The 14,626-nt window shown below is 53.4% G+C and carries 15 protein-coding genes; 7 read left to right on the plus strand and 8 right to left on the minus strand.

Annotation, left to right across the window (positions count from 1 at the left end; genetic code table 11):
• The first annotated feature begins 231 nt into the window (after positions 1-231).
• The 6 genes from ROO76_04300 to ROO76_04325 all read left to right on the plus strand — a co-directional run bounded on the left by ROO76_04300 (position 232) and on the right by ROO76_04325 (position 5,094).
• A complete protein-coding gene (locus tag ROO76_04300; GenBank protein ID MDT8067367.1) occupies positions 232-420 on the plus strand; it encodes a Thivi_2564 family membrane protein in 189 nt (62 codons plus the stop codon).
• Positions 421-505: 85 nt separating this feature from the next.
• Positions 506-661: a DUF3309 family protein gene (locus ROO76_04305; protein MDT8067368.1), complete on the plus strand. Its 156-nt coding sequence runs from the start codon at positions 506-508 to the stop codon at positions 659-661.
• 3 nt (positions 662-664) lie between these two features.
• Positions 665-1,987: a zinc dependent phospholipase C family protein gene (locus ROO76_04310; protein ID MDT8067369.1), complete on the plus strand. Its 1,323-nt coding sequence runs from the start codon at positions 665-667 to the stop codon at positions 1,985-1,987.
• Positions 1,988-2,087: 100 nt separating this feature from the next.
• The gene (locus ROO76_04315; protein MDT8067370.1) at positions 2,088-3,272 is read left to right on the plus strand and encodes a hypothetical protein; all 1,185 of its coding nucleotides are present in this window, start codon (positions 2,088-2,090) and stop codon (positions 3,270-3,272) included.
• Between the two features lie 109 nt (positions 3,273-3,381).
• A complete protein-coding gene (locus tag ROO76_04320; protein ID MDT8067371.1) occupies positions 3,382-3,609 on the plus strand; it encodes a hypothetical protein in 228 nt (75 codons plus the stop codon).
• Positions 3,610-3,717: 108 nt separating this feature from the next.
• Complete coding sequence (locus ROO76_04325) at positions 3,718-5,094, plus strand: patatin-like phospholipase family protein (GenBank protein MDT8067372.1); 1,377 nt, start codon at positions 3,718-3,720, stop codon at positions 5,092-5,094.
• A 384-nt stretch (positions 5,095-5,478) separates the two neighbouring features.
• On the opposite strand, the gene ROO76_04330 is transcribed toward ROO76_04325, so the two are convergent.
• From ROO76_04330 to ROO76_04350, 5 genes are all read right to left on the minus strand, one after another.
• Positions 5,479-6,546: an AI-2E family transporter gene (locus ROO76_04330; protein ID MDT8067373.1), complete on the minus strand. Its 1,068-nt coding sequence runs from the start codon at positions 6,544-6,546 to the stop codon at positions 5,479-5,481.
• A gap of 140 nt (positions 6,547-6,686) precedes the next feature.
• Positions 6,687-6,956, minus strand: coding sequence for a hypothetical protein (locus ROO76_04335; GenBank protein ID MDT8067374.1), 270 nt, complete (start codon positions 6,954-6,956; stop codon positions 6,687-6,689).
• 93 nt (positions 6,957-7,049) lie between these two features.
• Positions 7,050-7,463, minus strand: a complete 414-nt coding sequence (locus ROO76_04340) for a hypothetical protein (GenBank protein ID MDT8067375.1) — start codon at positions 7,461-7,463, stop codon at positions 7,050-7,052.
• Complete coding sequence (locus ROO76_04345; protein ID MDT8067376.1) at positions 7,463-8,041, minus strand: hypothetical protein; 579 nt, start codon at positions 8,039-8,041, stop codon at positions 7,463-7,465. The genes ROO76_04340 and ROO76_04345 overlap by 1 nt, the downstream gene beginning before the upstream one ends.
• Positions 8,042-8,722: 681 nt before the next feature.
• Positions 8,723-9,349, minus strand: a complete 627-nt coding sequence (locus ROO76_04350; protein MDT8067377.1) for a hypothetical protein — start codon at positions 9,347-9,349, stop codon at positions 8,723-8,725.
• Between the two features lie 1,134 nt (positions 9,350-10,483).
• On the opposite strand from ROO76_04350, the gene ROO76_04355 reads away from it, so the two are divergent.
• On the plus strand, positions 10,484-10,633 hold the full coding sequence (locus tag ROO76_04355; GenBank protein ID MDT8067378.1) for a lmo0937 family membrane protein: 150 nt from the start codon (positions 10,484-10,486) through the stop codon (positions 10,631-10,633).
• 1,236 nt (positions 10,634-11,869) lie between these two features.
• Here the strand turns inward: ROO76_04355 and ROO76_04360 are convergent.
• The 3 genes from ROO76_04360 to ROO76_04370 form a co-directional block, all read right to left on the minus strand.
• Positions 11,870-12,244 carry a hypothetical protein gene (locus tag ROO76_04360; protein MDT8067379.1) on the minus strand — a complete coding sequence of 125 codons (375 nt, stop codon included), beginning with the start codon at positions 12,242-12,244 and terminating at the stop codon, positions 11,870-11,872.
• Positions 12,245-12,545: 301 nt separating this feature from the next.
• A complete protein-coding gene (locus tag ROO76_04365) occupies positions 12,546-13,592 on the minus strand; it encodes a sialidase family protein (GenBank protein MDT8067380.1) in 1,047 nt (348 codons plus the stop codon).
• Positions 13,593-13,808: 216 nt separating this feature from the next.
• Entirely contained in the window at positions 13,809-14,612 is an 804-nt protein-coding gene (locus ROO76_04370; protein MDT8067381.1) for an aldolase/citrate lyase family protein, read from the minus strand.
• Positions 14,613-14,626 lie beyond the last annotated feature (14 nt).

Consider the following 14,626-nt stretch of genomic DNA (forward strand, 5'->3'; position numbering starts at 1 on the left):
CCCGGAATGTGCTGCTGGGCAAAGTAGCTGCACCCGAATCAGCTCACTCTTTCCTGGCCGCTGTCAGGGGCGCAAAGGCACAGGCTGTAGAGGCCGCGAAGGACTAACTCGGCCGGAATGAGCGCAAGCACCCGGGAGCGAATGCCTTGGCAACCGGATATAGAAGATAGGCTATGCGCCAGGTCGAATCGGGAGAAATGGCCTGGCGGAGCAAGGAAGGTCGGAGCACATATGCCGTTAGTTCAATTGCTTGTAGTTCTGATCGTGGTGGGTGTCCTTTTGTGGATGGTGAATCGCTTCATCCCAATGCAGTCAACCATCAAGTCAATTCTGAATGCAGTCGTGGTCATCGGGGTTGTTTTGTGGTTGCTGAATGTCTTCGGGGTTTTGCATTCCATTTCCCGAATCCACGTTGGATGAAAGACTCGCACCGCCGGCATCAAGAGATTTGAGAGCTTAGCTGTCTTTGAATTTTGCCTGCAAGCCGCAGTCAAAAGGAGCAAACATGCTTGTAACCATACTAATCGTGATTTTGATCCTGGCGCTCCTTGGTGCGCTACCAAGATGGCCCTACAGCAGGAACTGGGGTTATTACCCGACCGGAGGGTTGGGATTGATCCTTCTGGTACTGATCGTTCTTCTCCTCCTCGGTCAGATTTGATTTATGCACCCATTGGCAATGTCGTCAGTCGCCAACACCAAGGGTTGGCGACTGCTTTCTGCACACATAGCGGCGCTTCTTCTCCTGGTGCTGATGTTCAGCGGCGGTTTGTCCGCATACTCGGTTCTCACGCATGAGCAAGTCGTCGACCTGCTCTGGGCCGATGAGATCTTGCCGCTTCTTCTCAAGAAATATCCGGGATTGACGGACGAGCAGGTCAGGGTTGCGCACTCCTACGCATACGGTGGCGCTGTTATCCAGGACCTAGGCTATTACCCATTCGGCAGCAGGGAGTTTAGCGACCTGGTGCATTACGTTCGCAGTGGAGACTTTGTTCGCGAGTTGCTGATCGAGAGCCAGGATGTCAATGAGTATGCCTTCGCGCTAGGTGCACTCTCACACTATGCGTCGGACATTGCCGGCCATCCGGCTGTAAACCAAGCCGTTGGCATCGAGTATCCGAAACTTCGAGCGAAGTTTGGTCAATGGGTTCGCTATGCCCAGGACAGGACAGCGCATTTGAAAACGGAGTTCGGCTTCGACACGGTGCAGGTTGCCAAGAATCGCTACGCTTCGCAGCAATACCACGACTTCATTGGATTTCAAGTTTCCAAATCCCTACTCGAACGGGTGTTTCCCGTCGTCTACGGAGTTGATCTGAAGGACGTGCTCACACACGAGGATATGGCAATCGGTTCGTATCGTTTCGCGATTAGCCGAATGATTCCACGAATGACCCAGGTTGCCCTGCAAACCCACAAGAAAGAACTGATGCGCGAGACGCCGAATTTCGCGAAAAAGAAGTTCCTGTATCGTCTTTCTCGCTCTGATTATGAACGGGAGTGGGGAAAAGACTACGTGAAGCCGGGCTGCGGCACCCGCATACTGTCGACACTTCTGCGATTCATGCCGAAGATTGGTCCATTCAAAGGGTTGGCATTCAATAACCCAACCCCCAAGACGGAGGATCTGTACATCAAGAGCATCAATACTACGGTTGATCAGTATCGGGCCCTTCTTGTTGCGGAGCGGAATGGCGCCCTCGTTCTACCCAATTACGATTTTGATAGTGGGCAACCAACCAAGGCAGCGGAATACTCGCTCGCAGACGACACCTACGCAAAGCTGCTGATGCGCTTGGCAGAACGGAAGTTCGATGGGACGTCACCGGAGCTGCGCGATAACATTCTGCGCTTTTATGCCGATCTCACTCTTCCGTTCGAGACTAAGAAGGACAAGGTTCGGTGGCAGAGTGTGCTGGTTGCCCTGGACCAGTTGAAGGCGGTGTCGGCGACACCGACCGTGGCGGGCAATCCCACGCAATGAGAAAACACGCACAGCCCGTCTGGATTAGTAAAACAGGAAGTAAGTTCGGCCTGAATTCAACATGGAACTTGAGTCAGGCAGCCAAAGCGAGGCAGTCGGTATGAAAACCGTTGGAGTTGTTACCACGACGATCCTCTGTTTGCTGCTCGGTGCCCCTGTTCTTGCCTATACACAACAAGAGCAGCAAAGTGACAAGCAGAAGCAAGAGCAGCAGGACAAAAAGAACAAAGAGAAGAAAGCTAAACCGGAGAAGTCAAAGGGCGCGCAACAAGCTGCGCCCCAGCAACAGCAACGCGCTCAGGAACAACAGAAGCAGAATCAGGATAAGCAGCAACAGCAACGCGCTCAGGAAGTGCAGAAGCAGAATCAGGACAAGCAGCAGCAGCGTGCTCAGGAACTGCAGAAGCAGAATCAGGACAAGCAGCAGCAGCGTGCTCAGGAACTGCAGAAGCAGAATCAGGACAAGCAGCAGCAGCGTGCTCAGGAACTGCAGCAGCAGAATCAGGACAAGCAGCAGCAGCGTGCTCAGGAACTGCAGCAGCAGGATCAGAACAAGCAGCAGGAACAGCGCGCTCAGGAACTGCAGAGGCAGAATCAGAACAAGCAGCAGGAACAGCGCGCTCTGGAACAACGGCAACAAGCTCAGCAACAGCAGCGTGCCCAGGAACAACAAGGAGCGCGTCTTTCGCAACAACGTCAGCAACAGCTTGTCGAACAGCAGCAACAGCGCCTGGTGCTGTACCGCCAGCAACTCGATCACCAACAAGTCGTCCTGCAACAACAGACAGCACAGTTACAGCAGCAGAAGCGCATGGCGCAGTATCGGATCCAGGGGGAGTATCTCGAGCACCTGCGCCAACAGCAGGTATTTCTTCAGAATGATCGTCACCCCGATTACGACCGCGATCCTTATTTCTATACGGCTCCAACCTATCGTTATCGTCGTGCGGGCCACTACTACGAGACCAACCAATACGGCGCGGATTATCTTCGCCAAGCCATTAACTATGGTTATCAGGAAGGTTTCCGGGCAGGGCGGGCAGACCGCGAGGATCGCTGGCGTTACAACTACCGAGACTCTTACGCTTATCGGGACGCGAACTACGGTTATAACGGCTATTACGTAGAACGGGACGACTACAACTACTATTTCAGGCAGGGTTTTCGTCGCGGCTACGAAGATGGCTACTACAGTCGATATCGATACGGCAGGTATTACAACGGAAACTATAGCGTTCTGGGGGCCATTTTGTCGCAGATACTGAGATTGGAATCGCTTCACTAGAGGCCGAACTGATTATCGTCACAACACGTGCCCGGCTTTATCGACCAGGTCGGTCGGTGCAGCCGGACAATATCCTGGTTACCTGGCAGAAGATCCAAGGAGCGCTTTTATGAAGATCTTGCTGTATGTGGGTCTACTCATAGTTGTTCTCGGCATCGTATCCCTGTTCGTGCCAATCCCAAGCACCGAGAAGGAGAGCCTTAAAGCCGGAGGTGTGAAGATCGGTATCCAGACCACTCATAGTGAGCGTGTGTCGCCAATTATTAGCGCGGTGCTCATCGTAGGCGGGATTGGGTTGGCGGTTGCAGGAACGCGCAAGCGACCATCGACCAGTTAAGCAGTCGGGGAACATCTAAAGCAGAAGGCCCGCAACGAAGAGACACTCTGATCAACAGAACGGAACAGCCAGAGTTCCTCTTTATTTTACCAACTGGCGGGGAAAGCGATGCGGCAGCTTCTTCTTGCAACGATGATGATGGTCAGCACGTTCGCTTTCGCTCAATCGATGGGTTGTTTACCGGGAGATAGTCGCGCGCTGGTGCTAAGTGGCGGAGGCGCCAAAGGCGCTTTCGAAGCGGGCGCAATATACCATCTCGTCGTGCATCGACATTGTGATTTCAAAGAAATCTCCGGTGTCTCGGTAGGGGCGCTCAATGCAGCCTTTCTCGCACAAGCGGCGAGTTCAAACGATCCGAAACGATCTCTTAACTATCTTGCGGATCAGGCAGAGGAACTGGCAAAGGTGTGGGAGTCGATCAAGGGGCCCCCAGACATTTTCAAGAAACGCTTCCTTGGGATGTTGCGATTCGGTCTCTTCAGGATTGAGAACCTGAATGATTTCACACCTGTGCGGAATCTCATCCACGACAGAGTAGATTCAAAGAAACTTCTAACGGGCCGAACCGTGCGCGTGGGAGTAGTGTCTTTCTGGGATGGCAGCTATCGAGAAGTCGTCGCCTCAAAATCATCCGCGGAAGACAACCAGAGATTCCTCGACTACGTGTTTGCAAGTTCTCTGATACCGATCTATGGCCGTATGCCCCAAATCCAAGATGATCCGGCAATAACAGACAAGAACCAATGGATGCAATTTGCGGACGCTGGGGTGCGTCGAGTGACTCCGGTGAGCAGCTATTTCATGACTTGTGACACCTCCGTGGTCCCGATCGACGGTGGATCAACACCTCCTTGCAACAGGCAGGGAAAGTGGATTCCCGCACACGAAAGACCCATCCGGGAGTTGTTTGTACTTATGACAAGTCCATATTCTCGATCATCAGACGAAGCGGCGATTCCGGACCCCAATGAGTGCTGCAAGAAAGGCACCCGCAAGTTCACCGATGGCCACAAAATACTGAAGCGAACAATAGAGCTGACCGTGGGAGTTCCGTATCGCTGGGACCTGAGTTTTGCTCAGATCGCGAATGAGTTCCTCGCGTGGCGGCAAGAACAGCACAATATGTTTCAACGCGCTGATATCCCCCTTGAATATCTGGAAAAGATCCGGGCCTTCAACGTAGACTTTCCAATTGAGTCCTACAACCCAGGGGACTCGGCTGAAGTACCTAGTCTGCCTTACGGAATCATTCTGATCGTCCCGCATAAGATCTTCGCGGACTTATATGGATTCGACCGACAAAACATTCGAGAGCAGTTGTATTGCGGGTGCATGGCAGCAGATCAGGTGATGTCGCACGGGGACTCTGAACAGTCGATGGCGACGCAATGCGCGCAGCGGTTCCCCAAACCCGCCGCCGGAAAAACACATCCCACAGATTGGGCGGCTGATGTTTGCAGTGTTGCTCAACTCCACGTCAAATAGCGACAACACAATCTATCGTTCCTGGTCAATTGTGATCAGTATTTCAAGTTCTCCATGGTTGATACTGATAATCGTAATGTTCCGCAGGTTATGACAACAATTGACTTGTGGAGTTGGTAGGAGCTGGGGAAGTGATCGGAACCACGACCGGTGAGCGGCAGTTAAGGCCCACCACACTCCCAGCATTGGGTAGCCGAAGCGCTACCACGCTTCGGTAGTCCGCACGAGCCGGCCGTAACGCGCCGGCTCTTTGTTCATCTGCAGTCCTTCAGTCTTCAAAGAGGTTGTGGAACATGTCAACGACTGCTCCCCCATATCAAGTCCCGGGTAGGACTGGCGGCGGTGGAGCTAGGATCCGGCTGGAGACTGACGGGCGTTATTGTGCTACCCGGAATCCTTCGAGGCACCATCTGTCGCGGAGTACTTCTGCCAGCGCTTCCAAACAATGCGGAGTGTAGCCATGATCGGAATTGAAAGATATACCCCGATCACTCCGGCTATCTCTCCGCCAGTGAGAATTGCGAATAACGCCGCCAACGGATGAAGCTCGAGCTTGCCACCCATAATGCGCGGGGAGTTGACATAGTCCTGCACCAACCGCCACGCGGCCAGGAACAAGGCGATGACAAGCAGGTGGTGGTAGCCGGTCAGGAACGCGACACCCACAATTACCAATGCTGCGACCAAGGGACCAGCGAGGGGGATGAACTCCATGGCACCCCCCACTATGCCGAGAATGATTGCATAGGGTACGCGCAACAACAAAAGGACGACGGTATAAACCACCAGCGACAACCCGGCCAAGATAAGTTGGGCACGGATATATCCCGCGAGCATTAGGTTGAGATCCTCAATGATACTGCTCAAGAATTGGCGTTGCCGTCGGCGTTCTGCGATCTCGATCACCGAATTGGCGAGTCCCCGCCCATCGCGCAAGAAGAAGATGGCCAGGATAGGTATGACGATGAGCCAGACAGCATTCGTCAGCAGCATCGTGGCGCGGCCGCCAAAGTCCCTTGCCCATGCAATAATTGCTTCACGATGTGCTCCGAAGAATTCTTGCACACGGATCTGCGTGTCCTGGCTCCAGCCGTGCTTTCCGCCAAACTGGGTAACCATAACGCCCGACGACAACTTATCCAGAAGGCCGGGCAGGGCTGTCGCAAATGTACGGCTCTCGTTGGCGATTCGTGGACCAAGACCCAATAGCACTCCCGAGATAATCAGCAGCAGGATCAGGTAGACCTGGAGAATAGCGAGCCAGCGCGATCCGCGGGAGAACCTCGACCGACGCTGAACCAACGAGACTAGGGGCTCCAGCAAGTAGGCGAAGAGAACAGCAAACAGAAAGACAATGAGAATACGCCTGGCAGCATAAATGAACCCTGCGATCAGGCCGAACAACACGATGGTGCCGAGCACATTTGCCGTACGCTTATCAAAGAAGCTCATCTCATTTTTGAGGTCGGAGGTCGCGACCGAGCCGGTTGTGCGTACGAACCGGCAATACTCTCGGGCTCACGCCGTCTCCGACCTTCCTTCTATGCTGTAAGAGGATCCAGCCCATCTTCACCCGATTGAACTTGACGAGTTTACTTTCGCTTTATCAGCAAGCCGATGAGTGCTCCTGTGGTAAGGCCCACGGCGAATGTCGCCGCAACAGTTAATGCAGGGTGCCGCTGGATGCGCTGAGCTGTGTCGTTCACAAATTCCTCGGCCGCGTCACCGCCTCTTTTTGCTGTACTGCCCAACACGCCGACTGCATCCTGTAATGCGTCACCAACCTTGCGGGTTGCACAACAAGCCTGGTGGGCTGATTCGGCGATTTGATCCGCTGTTCTTTCCAGTACGGTTTGTGACATACAGCTCTCCTTCATCATGCGAGGTGTGTTGATGCGTTATTTCTCAATCCGTGCTATATCAAGATTCCTTTCCTTCTATGGCCGTCGCCGTTCCTACAGTTTCAGCAGTCTGTCAAAGAAGGAGCGATAGCGCTGCAGGGCGACTCGCAAATCTTCCGTGGACACGTTTTCGCCGCGGTCCCATTGCTTTTCCAGGCCCGATCGTTCGTTGGCAAATCCTTCCGCAAGTCGCTGCATCACTGATGCGACGAGCTTGTCTGCGGCTTCAACTGTCTGTCGCGGGTCGTCCACGAAACCGGTTTGAATGGTGCTCCATTGCGAGCGGAAGTCTTTCAACTCTGATTCAGGGAACATGGCTACGGGTGGTGGGACTGGAACCGCTACATCCAAAGGTTGCGGTTCTTGGCCTTTCACAAGTTTAGGCCCTTCGAGTTCCTTTGGTGGAATGCCATAACCTGCGAGCTCGGCCGTAGTTAGCTCTCCTTCTTTTGTCTTTAGTTCAGCCATTAGGCTACCTCTTTCTTCTCAACGGGAGTCGGTGTCCGCATCAGTTCCTCAAAAAGAGAGCGATAGTGAATCATCGCCGTCCTCAGATCCTCTGTAGTTGCCACGTCTTTCCCCGCCCGTAACGCAATTTCGTGCGCCGACCGGTAGTTTGCCACCACTCGGGGATGGTCGACTGAAATGTCGGCCGCCCGCTGGTCAAAATCGGAGACGGGATACCCGCGAGCTTTCATTAAAGAGGACACCAGGTCATCCGCTTCTGCGACCGCCCCCTTGGGAGAGTCGACGAAGCGAGACTGGACCTCATGCCACTGTTTCGAAAACCGGTCTTGTTCCATCGGATCGAGATCGCGAAGGGTGAGCTTTTCAACACGCTTCTCGCGATCTGTAAGTTTCGTTTCTGCTTTTCGTTCAGACCCATGCTGCTGCACAGCCCGGTCATACTCAGGCCCAAATTTTTGCCGGAGTTCCGCTGTAGTATTCCGGCGTTTACGCACGTACAGCCATGCAAACACGGCGATGATCAGAATCGCCCCGACGACGAGCGCAATCAACTTCGGATCGAGCAGATCCAGTGTCACTGAAGCCTCCTTATTTAGGAACAGGCACAAATGCCAATCGTCTTCGCAAGGCTCTTCTACGGTGTGAGAGCCCCGCGAATAACCAAGTATCAAACTGTTGGTTTCGGAAAACTGTTCATAATTGATCGGTCTCTGGGGAATTTGGGTCCCTCCCGCCGAGATCACTTGCGGCTGCGCAGATGTGACTCGACATGTGTTCCTTTGCATTTAGGGTTGGGTAATCGCTCATAATCTGAAATTGCTGGGGTGACGGGAGTGACTGCGGCAAGAATTCAGTCGCGAAGGCATAGAGAGACACCACACACTTCGAAAGCCTCGACAAGACTTATGGACCGCCGGGTGCCGCCACAGGCTTGTACCTCTGGTTCTACCTTTCCGGCTTTGCGTTCCTGATTGGAGGCGAAATTAACTTCTTACTTAACAAATTTAGAAGCCACAGAACTCCGCAATCGTTTGCATCCGCGTTGCTCAGATCAACAATCTGAAGAGTGCAGCGTGAATTGACTTCAGGACGGGCTTGTAAGAACTGCTACTTGGGACTACTGAGCCATCCGGCGGTCCCCTGGATCGAGCGGCATGAAGGTTGGAGCCGTCATCACCTAGACCGTTTGCTGGAGAGGTTGGTAGCCAAGTGAAACAGGCGACCCGAAGGCCGCCTGAGTTTGTAATTGGACTGAGAAACTACCGTCCGTAATATCCGCGTTGGTAGCCCTGTTGGTAGCCCTGACGGAACTGTTGCTTGTACATTCCCTTGTTGCCATAGCTTGAGTTATATCCGCGATCGCCGTCGTTATAGACTTGGCTGTCGGTCGGACGGAATGGCTTGCCTACACTGCGGTCATGCTGGCCATATGAGAAACCGTTCTGGTATCCCATCTGGTAGCCGTTCCCGGAACCATAGCGCCCGTTTCCGTACCCTCCATTGTTGGGATAGTTGCCCCGGTTCCCATTGTTCCACGGTCCGTTGTTGTAGCCACCGTTGCGGTTGTTCCGGCTGTTGTAACCGTCGTTGTAGCCCTGCTGGTAGGCGCGACGATCGTCATCATCTCTATACCGCCCTGAGTTCGATTGAATTCGACGATTGCGCTCACGATCGCGCTCACCGTCGTTGTAGCCGCTGTGATAGGCAGGACTGTTCTGCCAGCGTCCTCTGTCCCGGTCTCTATCTCGATCGCCGTCATGGTCACGATCCTGTTGCCAACCGCCACGGTCGCTGACATCCCGGTCCCGATTCTGACCCAATGCTGGGATTGTTGCTGCGATCGTAAATGCCAAGCCGGCAACAACCAAATACCGATATGCTTTCATCTTCTTGTTCCTTCCCAGAACACACAGAGACTCGGCCGATCTCCTCAAACTCTTCTCTATCGACGAAGTACTAAATACCTAAACACTTTTGTGCCTGCCATGTTTCGACCTGCGTGGTCTTTATTTTGCGATCCCATTGACCTCTTTGTTTCTCGCGCAATAGTTGAACGCCACCGACGCAATCTGGAGACAGCGAGAAACATTCGGTCGTTTCTATTCACTGCCGAACTGAGATACATCATGGGGTAAGAGTGGTCAATATTGACCAGACATGATTCTCTGAATTTGGCAAAAGTTTCGTGTGACGAATGCACGTCAAGAGTTGGAGCCGACCACCCTTGGGGAGGGGGTCGCGCTCGGAAGGCCCGCGGAAAGCGCGGGCCTTTCCCTTGCTTCATGCCACGTCTGCCCGTCCAATGAAAAGTGACCTGAACTGTGCAATGTTGTACAGGCACGCGCTTTCTCACTCATGCAGAATGAACCGTCTAAAAAAGGCATTGGAGGACAGTGCCAGCTGCTCTTCCAAATGCACGGTGCGAACGGTGACACGCTTAATAGCGATTCCAGATAAGGTTTTGCGTGAGTCTGGAATTTTCAGCATTCAGGACGCGCAGGCACAGGCGAAGCAGGCGGAAATCTTCAATGGGTCCCGACCCGCCGAACGCACCCAGAACTTTTCTGCCCGTTCATTCTCATAAAAGGTAGGAACGCTCTTTTTGGCTGTCTTAGCCTTCCATTATTCTCTTGTCGAATATGGTTTGCCCTTCTTTTAAGTCCGAGCTCGAAAACAGGTTGAAGACTTCATCAAATGTAGAAAGGCCGCCCGAAACTTAGAAGGGTGGCCTTTGGGCTACTTAAGTTATCCCCTAAGAAGAGGACTTAGGATGACGATATCGGCTATTCGTTGGAATGTCTGGTCAATTTGGCACAGTCCGTGAGGCTACGGTTTTTCTGGAGTACAAATTTGAAGGCTTGGACGCAGAGGCGGTGGCCTATCAAAACAGGCAACGCTTTCCAAAGCAAATAGACAATCCGAAGAGTGAGCAATCCTGAACAGTCCTACCCTCGAGTCGAGACATATTATTGAGACTGAAAATCGCGCGGCTTCTCGTCCGAGAAGCCCGGGAGGTAAGTATGTTGTGGACAATTTTCGTGATTCTTCTGATTCTTTGGCTCCTTGGCTTCAGCTTTCATGTGGGCGGCGCGCTGATCCACCTGTTGATCGTCCTAGCGGTAATAGTTCTCGTCTTTAACTTGGTGAGCGGGCGCCGGGGGGTGGCGTAAGGAACGCGGACTGTTCTCAATCTGCGAGCTCAGTTCAGTCACTGGAGGCACCAATGCGCGTAGGTTGAGGACAGCACACGTGTACAGTCCGGGCCGGAGCAAACATCTTTTCAAGGAAGACAACCTGACAAAGACCTCGTCCTCTTGCTTGCAGTTGATGGTTCGAAGTTCTCGGATGCTGCTGCACAGTGGGGCAAGTGCTGTGCCTTTGTTGGTGGCTCGGTTCAGATTCGCGGCTTAAGTATCTTGAGTATGCGTGTCACACGCGGGTGGGCGTTCGCCTGCTTATCTATCCGTAGGATGATTGAGCCGGCCCATGGAATGTGGCGGCAGTAGAACTCCAGGTCATCGGCCCGACGCGGTGCCCGATCAATGCGCATTTTGTTGCTGGACTCAAATGAAAGCGGTTTGCGCTGAGCATAATCGCCGAAAGATCCCGGTTTCCCGATTAGCTGTCCGCCTCTGATGTCCTGGCGCAAGACAAAGGCGGAATCATTGTCGATACGTGCTTTGTGAGATGAGTTACCAAGAGCAGTGAATGTTACGCGCGGCTCAGGCAGTCCTTGGTTCCACCGGAAACTTGCCTGCAATTGTGCACGCACATGAAGTGGCTCTGCTGTGGGGTCCGGAACTGCCGCCATAACAGTGGAACTGAGGAGCGGGGACGCGATCACTGGATGAGGCGGCGGCCGCTGCGCCCATAACAGGCTCGTTGAAGCTACTAACGAACCGAGACCCACAATCGAAAACAGTCGCGAGGGTACACGAAGCTGGTGTCGCATGGGATTCCCTTGCCTCTCGTGCAAAGGCTAAGAATGCCAATGAACGCGGCATGGTGAACCTTTACGGTGAATCTATACTGACCGGTCGGCAAGGCTTTGTCAGGTCAAGATTGCACAGGTTTGCATTTAAGATGTCATGATATGTGTCGGCAAAGAGTTGAAACGCAGCACCGCACGTCGTGCATCGGCACCCGTGTATCACAAACCGCGTTACGAGGCGGACTGTATCCAATCCTGAATTAAGATCCTGCTCAATATTCTCATTTGACACTGTTCCGTGGGCCTGCTCACGTCTGCTAACTGTGGAAGATGCTGGCCGCAAATGAGCAATCCTGCACAGCCGCGCTCCTTTCTCCTGTAGGCACCAAGGAACTGACCATCTCCCTGGCACAGGCGCAGCGAGTGGTTTCATAAACTCCGCACCGGTACGCGCTGACAACTGTCGCTACGGTCATCACCTTCGGCCGCAAACGTTGTGCATTTGCGTTCCGTTCTGTTTGTAGACCGTGATCGCTGACACCCCAGTCAGGATACTAAAGGACGAATCTGATGGAAGCGTTAACGTGAACGTGGCTTGAGATCCGTTTGCACTGTAATTCGATACAGTACCGTGGAAGCCTTGCTGTTCCAGCAAAACCTGGCTTGCATTGATGGTGCCGAACGAAGTGCCGCCTCCCATCATGCCGCCACCTCCCATCATTCCGCCACCGCTTACGACGTCGATCTTCTGACCTTTGGCGATGCTGGAATCGTCGAACGTCGGGGTGAACGGCAGGTTTGCCAAGTCAACGCCATCGGAATCCGCCGAATACGGGGTACTGCTGGACACGTTCACGGTGATGGTGCCTGAGATCGCCGATGCAACGACTGGGCTATGGGATCGAGATGATAGGTGCGCTCGGCAACACGGATCAGTTCGGCTTTGATTGGCAGCGCCAGTAACATTATGTGGGTCCCGTCTTCAGCTATTCCGTCTCGAAGCATTGGACCGTTCAGGTCGAGCCGGCATTCGGACTCTCGGACGTAAGCGACCCATTTGTGTTGCGCCGGTCGAAAGTTGGCTCTCTCTCGCTTGCGCACGTTTTGTAATTCTTAAGGATGAAGGATTGTCGAGACGGACAGAGAAGCTCCTAGCGCACCTTGAACTTCCCTTCGGTGCTTCCCTGCTTTATCCAGTTTTCGTCAAACTCCACGAATTTGATCGTCTGGCGACGATAGGTATAAGCGACGCCAATCTTCCCGTTGGGCATCTGCATGATGGAAGGGTACGAGTACTCTTCCCGGCCAGGATGATCGCTCAAACCGGAGAACTGTTTCGCGAAGTCCGGGTCATGTGTCTCCAAATCGCGAACTGCGGACCATGTGTTTCCACCATCCTCAGACAACGCAACTGAAAGCGGTACTCGTGGTCCGGTGCGCGGCTTGCCTTTCTCGTCGCTAACGTTGACGTTGTTGAAGGCGATCGCAAGGTGTCCGTTCCTGAGCTTCGTAACCTGGATGGAAGCGTTATTGTTGGGTAAAACTGTCGGCTTGGGGGCCGTCCATTTGCAGCCATCATCCGAAGTGCTTTTGTACACGAAATCGGCATAGCGGCTCCGAAAGAACGCAATATAGTGGTGGTCTACGACGACCACGCTCGGTTGGACCAAGCCCAGTGACTCGGGGATCTCACATTCCTCCCATGTCTTGCCGGCATCCGTTGAAATCTCGGTTACTGAATAATTCGTCTCTGCCCCCTTAGTGATACCGTGACTGGGCGTGTAGTACATGGGAAGAATCCATTTATCTTTGCTGACGATTACGAGTGGCTGCCGAGTAAAAGCGCCGGCTTTGTCGAATAGAACCTTAGGACTCGTCCATGTTTTCCCGTTGTTGTCTGACGTAACGTAGAGCACATGCGCGTTCGCCTGGCCTGCGTTGGCATCCTGTTCGGTGTGAAATATCCATATGTGTCCATCGGGAGCCTGGAACGGCACGGGATTCTGATATGACTTCCCCGGCTGATGATCGACCACGATGGGCTTAGTCCACTGGTGGGAACCATGCGGCAACCGCGACACGACAATGGCGACATCGGATTGACCTTCCTGTGTTCCAGAGAACCAGGCGCAGAGAACATCTCCATTTTTGAGCGTGACCAGATTCGCGGCGTGCGAGGAAGGGAATAGCATTGGCATGTATGCCTCTTGGTAGCTCTTGCTCTTTGATAAACGGATCTTCCCATCAGCATTGAACCTAAGATTATTCGAATTCAACTGATTCGCAGGCTGCGATTTCTGCTGAGCTGCCAGGCAGATGGTCAACAAGAAGAATGCCAATGAGCACACGACCAACGATTTCATCCCTCACCCTCCATGAAATAATCACATTGAGTTAGATCTGCTTACGATTCGCTACTTCTGGCCCGCAGCCGATCCCGTAGCTTCATGATTACTGATCGCATCCTTTGCCTGTTGGAGTACTGTCTCAACACCGATCTTCAGACACGCAATATCGTTCGAGCAGAAGAGAACGTCGACACCACGACTGACCCAGAACGGGAAATCCTGCGGAGCCGCGCCGACAGCCACCAGCTTGCCATGCTGTTTCGCGATACGAATCGTCTGGTCGGCGGCTTTCATCACCTTAGGGTGTCCGGTCTGGCCTGGAACGCCGAGGCTTGCGGAAAGGTCCGAGGGGCCGATAAAGACGTGGATATCGGGTGTCCGACAGAGCTCTTCTGCTAATAGCACCGCGTCGGCCGTTTCGATTTGGACCATCAGGCACAACTCGTCATTGAGCTTCTGCTGTTCAGCAGGAACGTTGTCGACCAATCCGTAATGAACAGCTCGGGACACGCTGAAGAAGCCGCGTTGTCCAGAGGGTGGAAAGCGTGCGCTCTGAACCAATTCCTGAAGCATGCTGGTAGAATTCGCCATTGGGAGATCGATAATGTCAGGACCGCATTCCGCGGCTTTGAGGACACTCTCCCGTCTTGCATCCGGAATGCGAATCATCGTCAACATTCCAAGACCCGATGCAATGCGACACAGGTCGGCCGCTTCCGCAAAACTAATGAATGCGTGTTCCATCTCGATCCAGGCAACGCGAAATCCCCTGCGTGCCGCAATCTCGAGAAAGATCGGGTCATAAAAATAGACCGCGATCCCCAGCAATGGCCCAACACTTGATTGAATAGCTCGGTGAAGCCTCGTCATTGTTCCCCCAAAAA

The organism is Terriglobia bacterium, from assembly GCA_032252755.1.
Taxonomy (GTDB): Bacteria; Acidobacteriota; Terriglobia; order Terriglobales; family Acidobacteriaceae; genus JAVUPY01.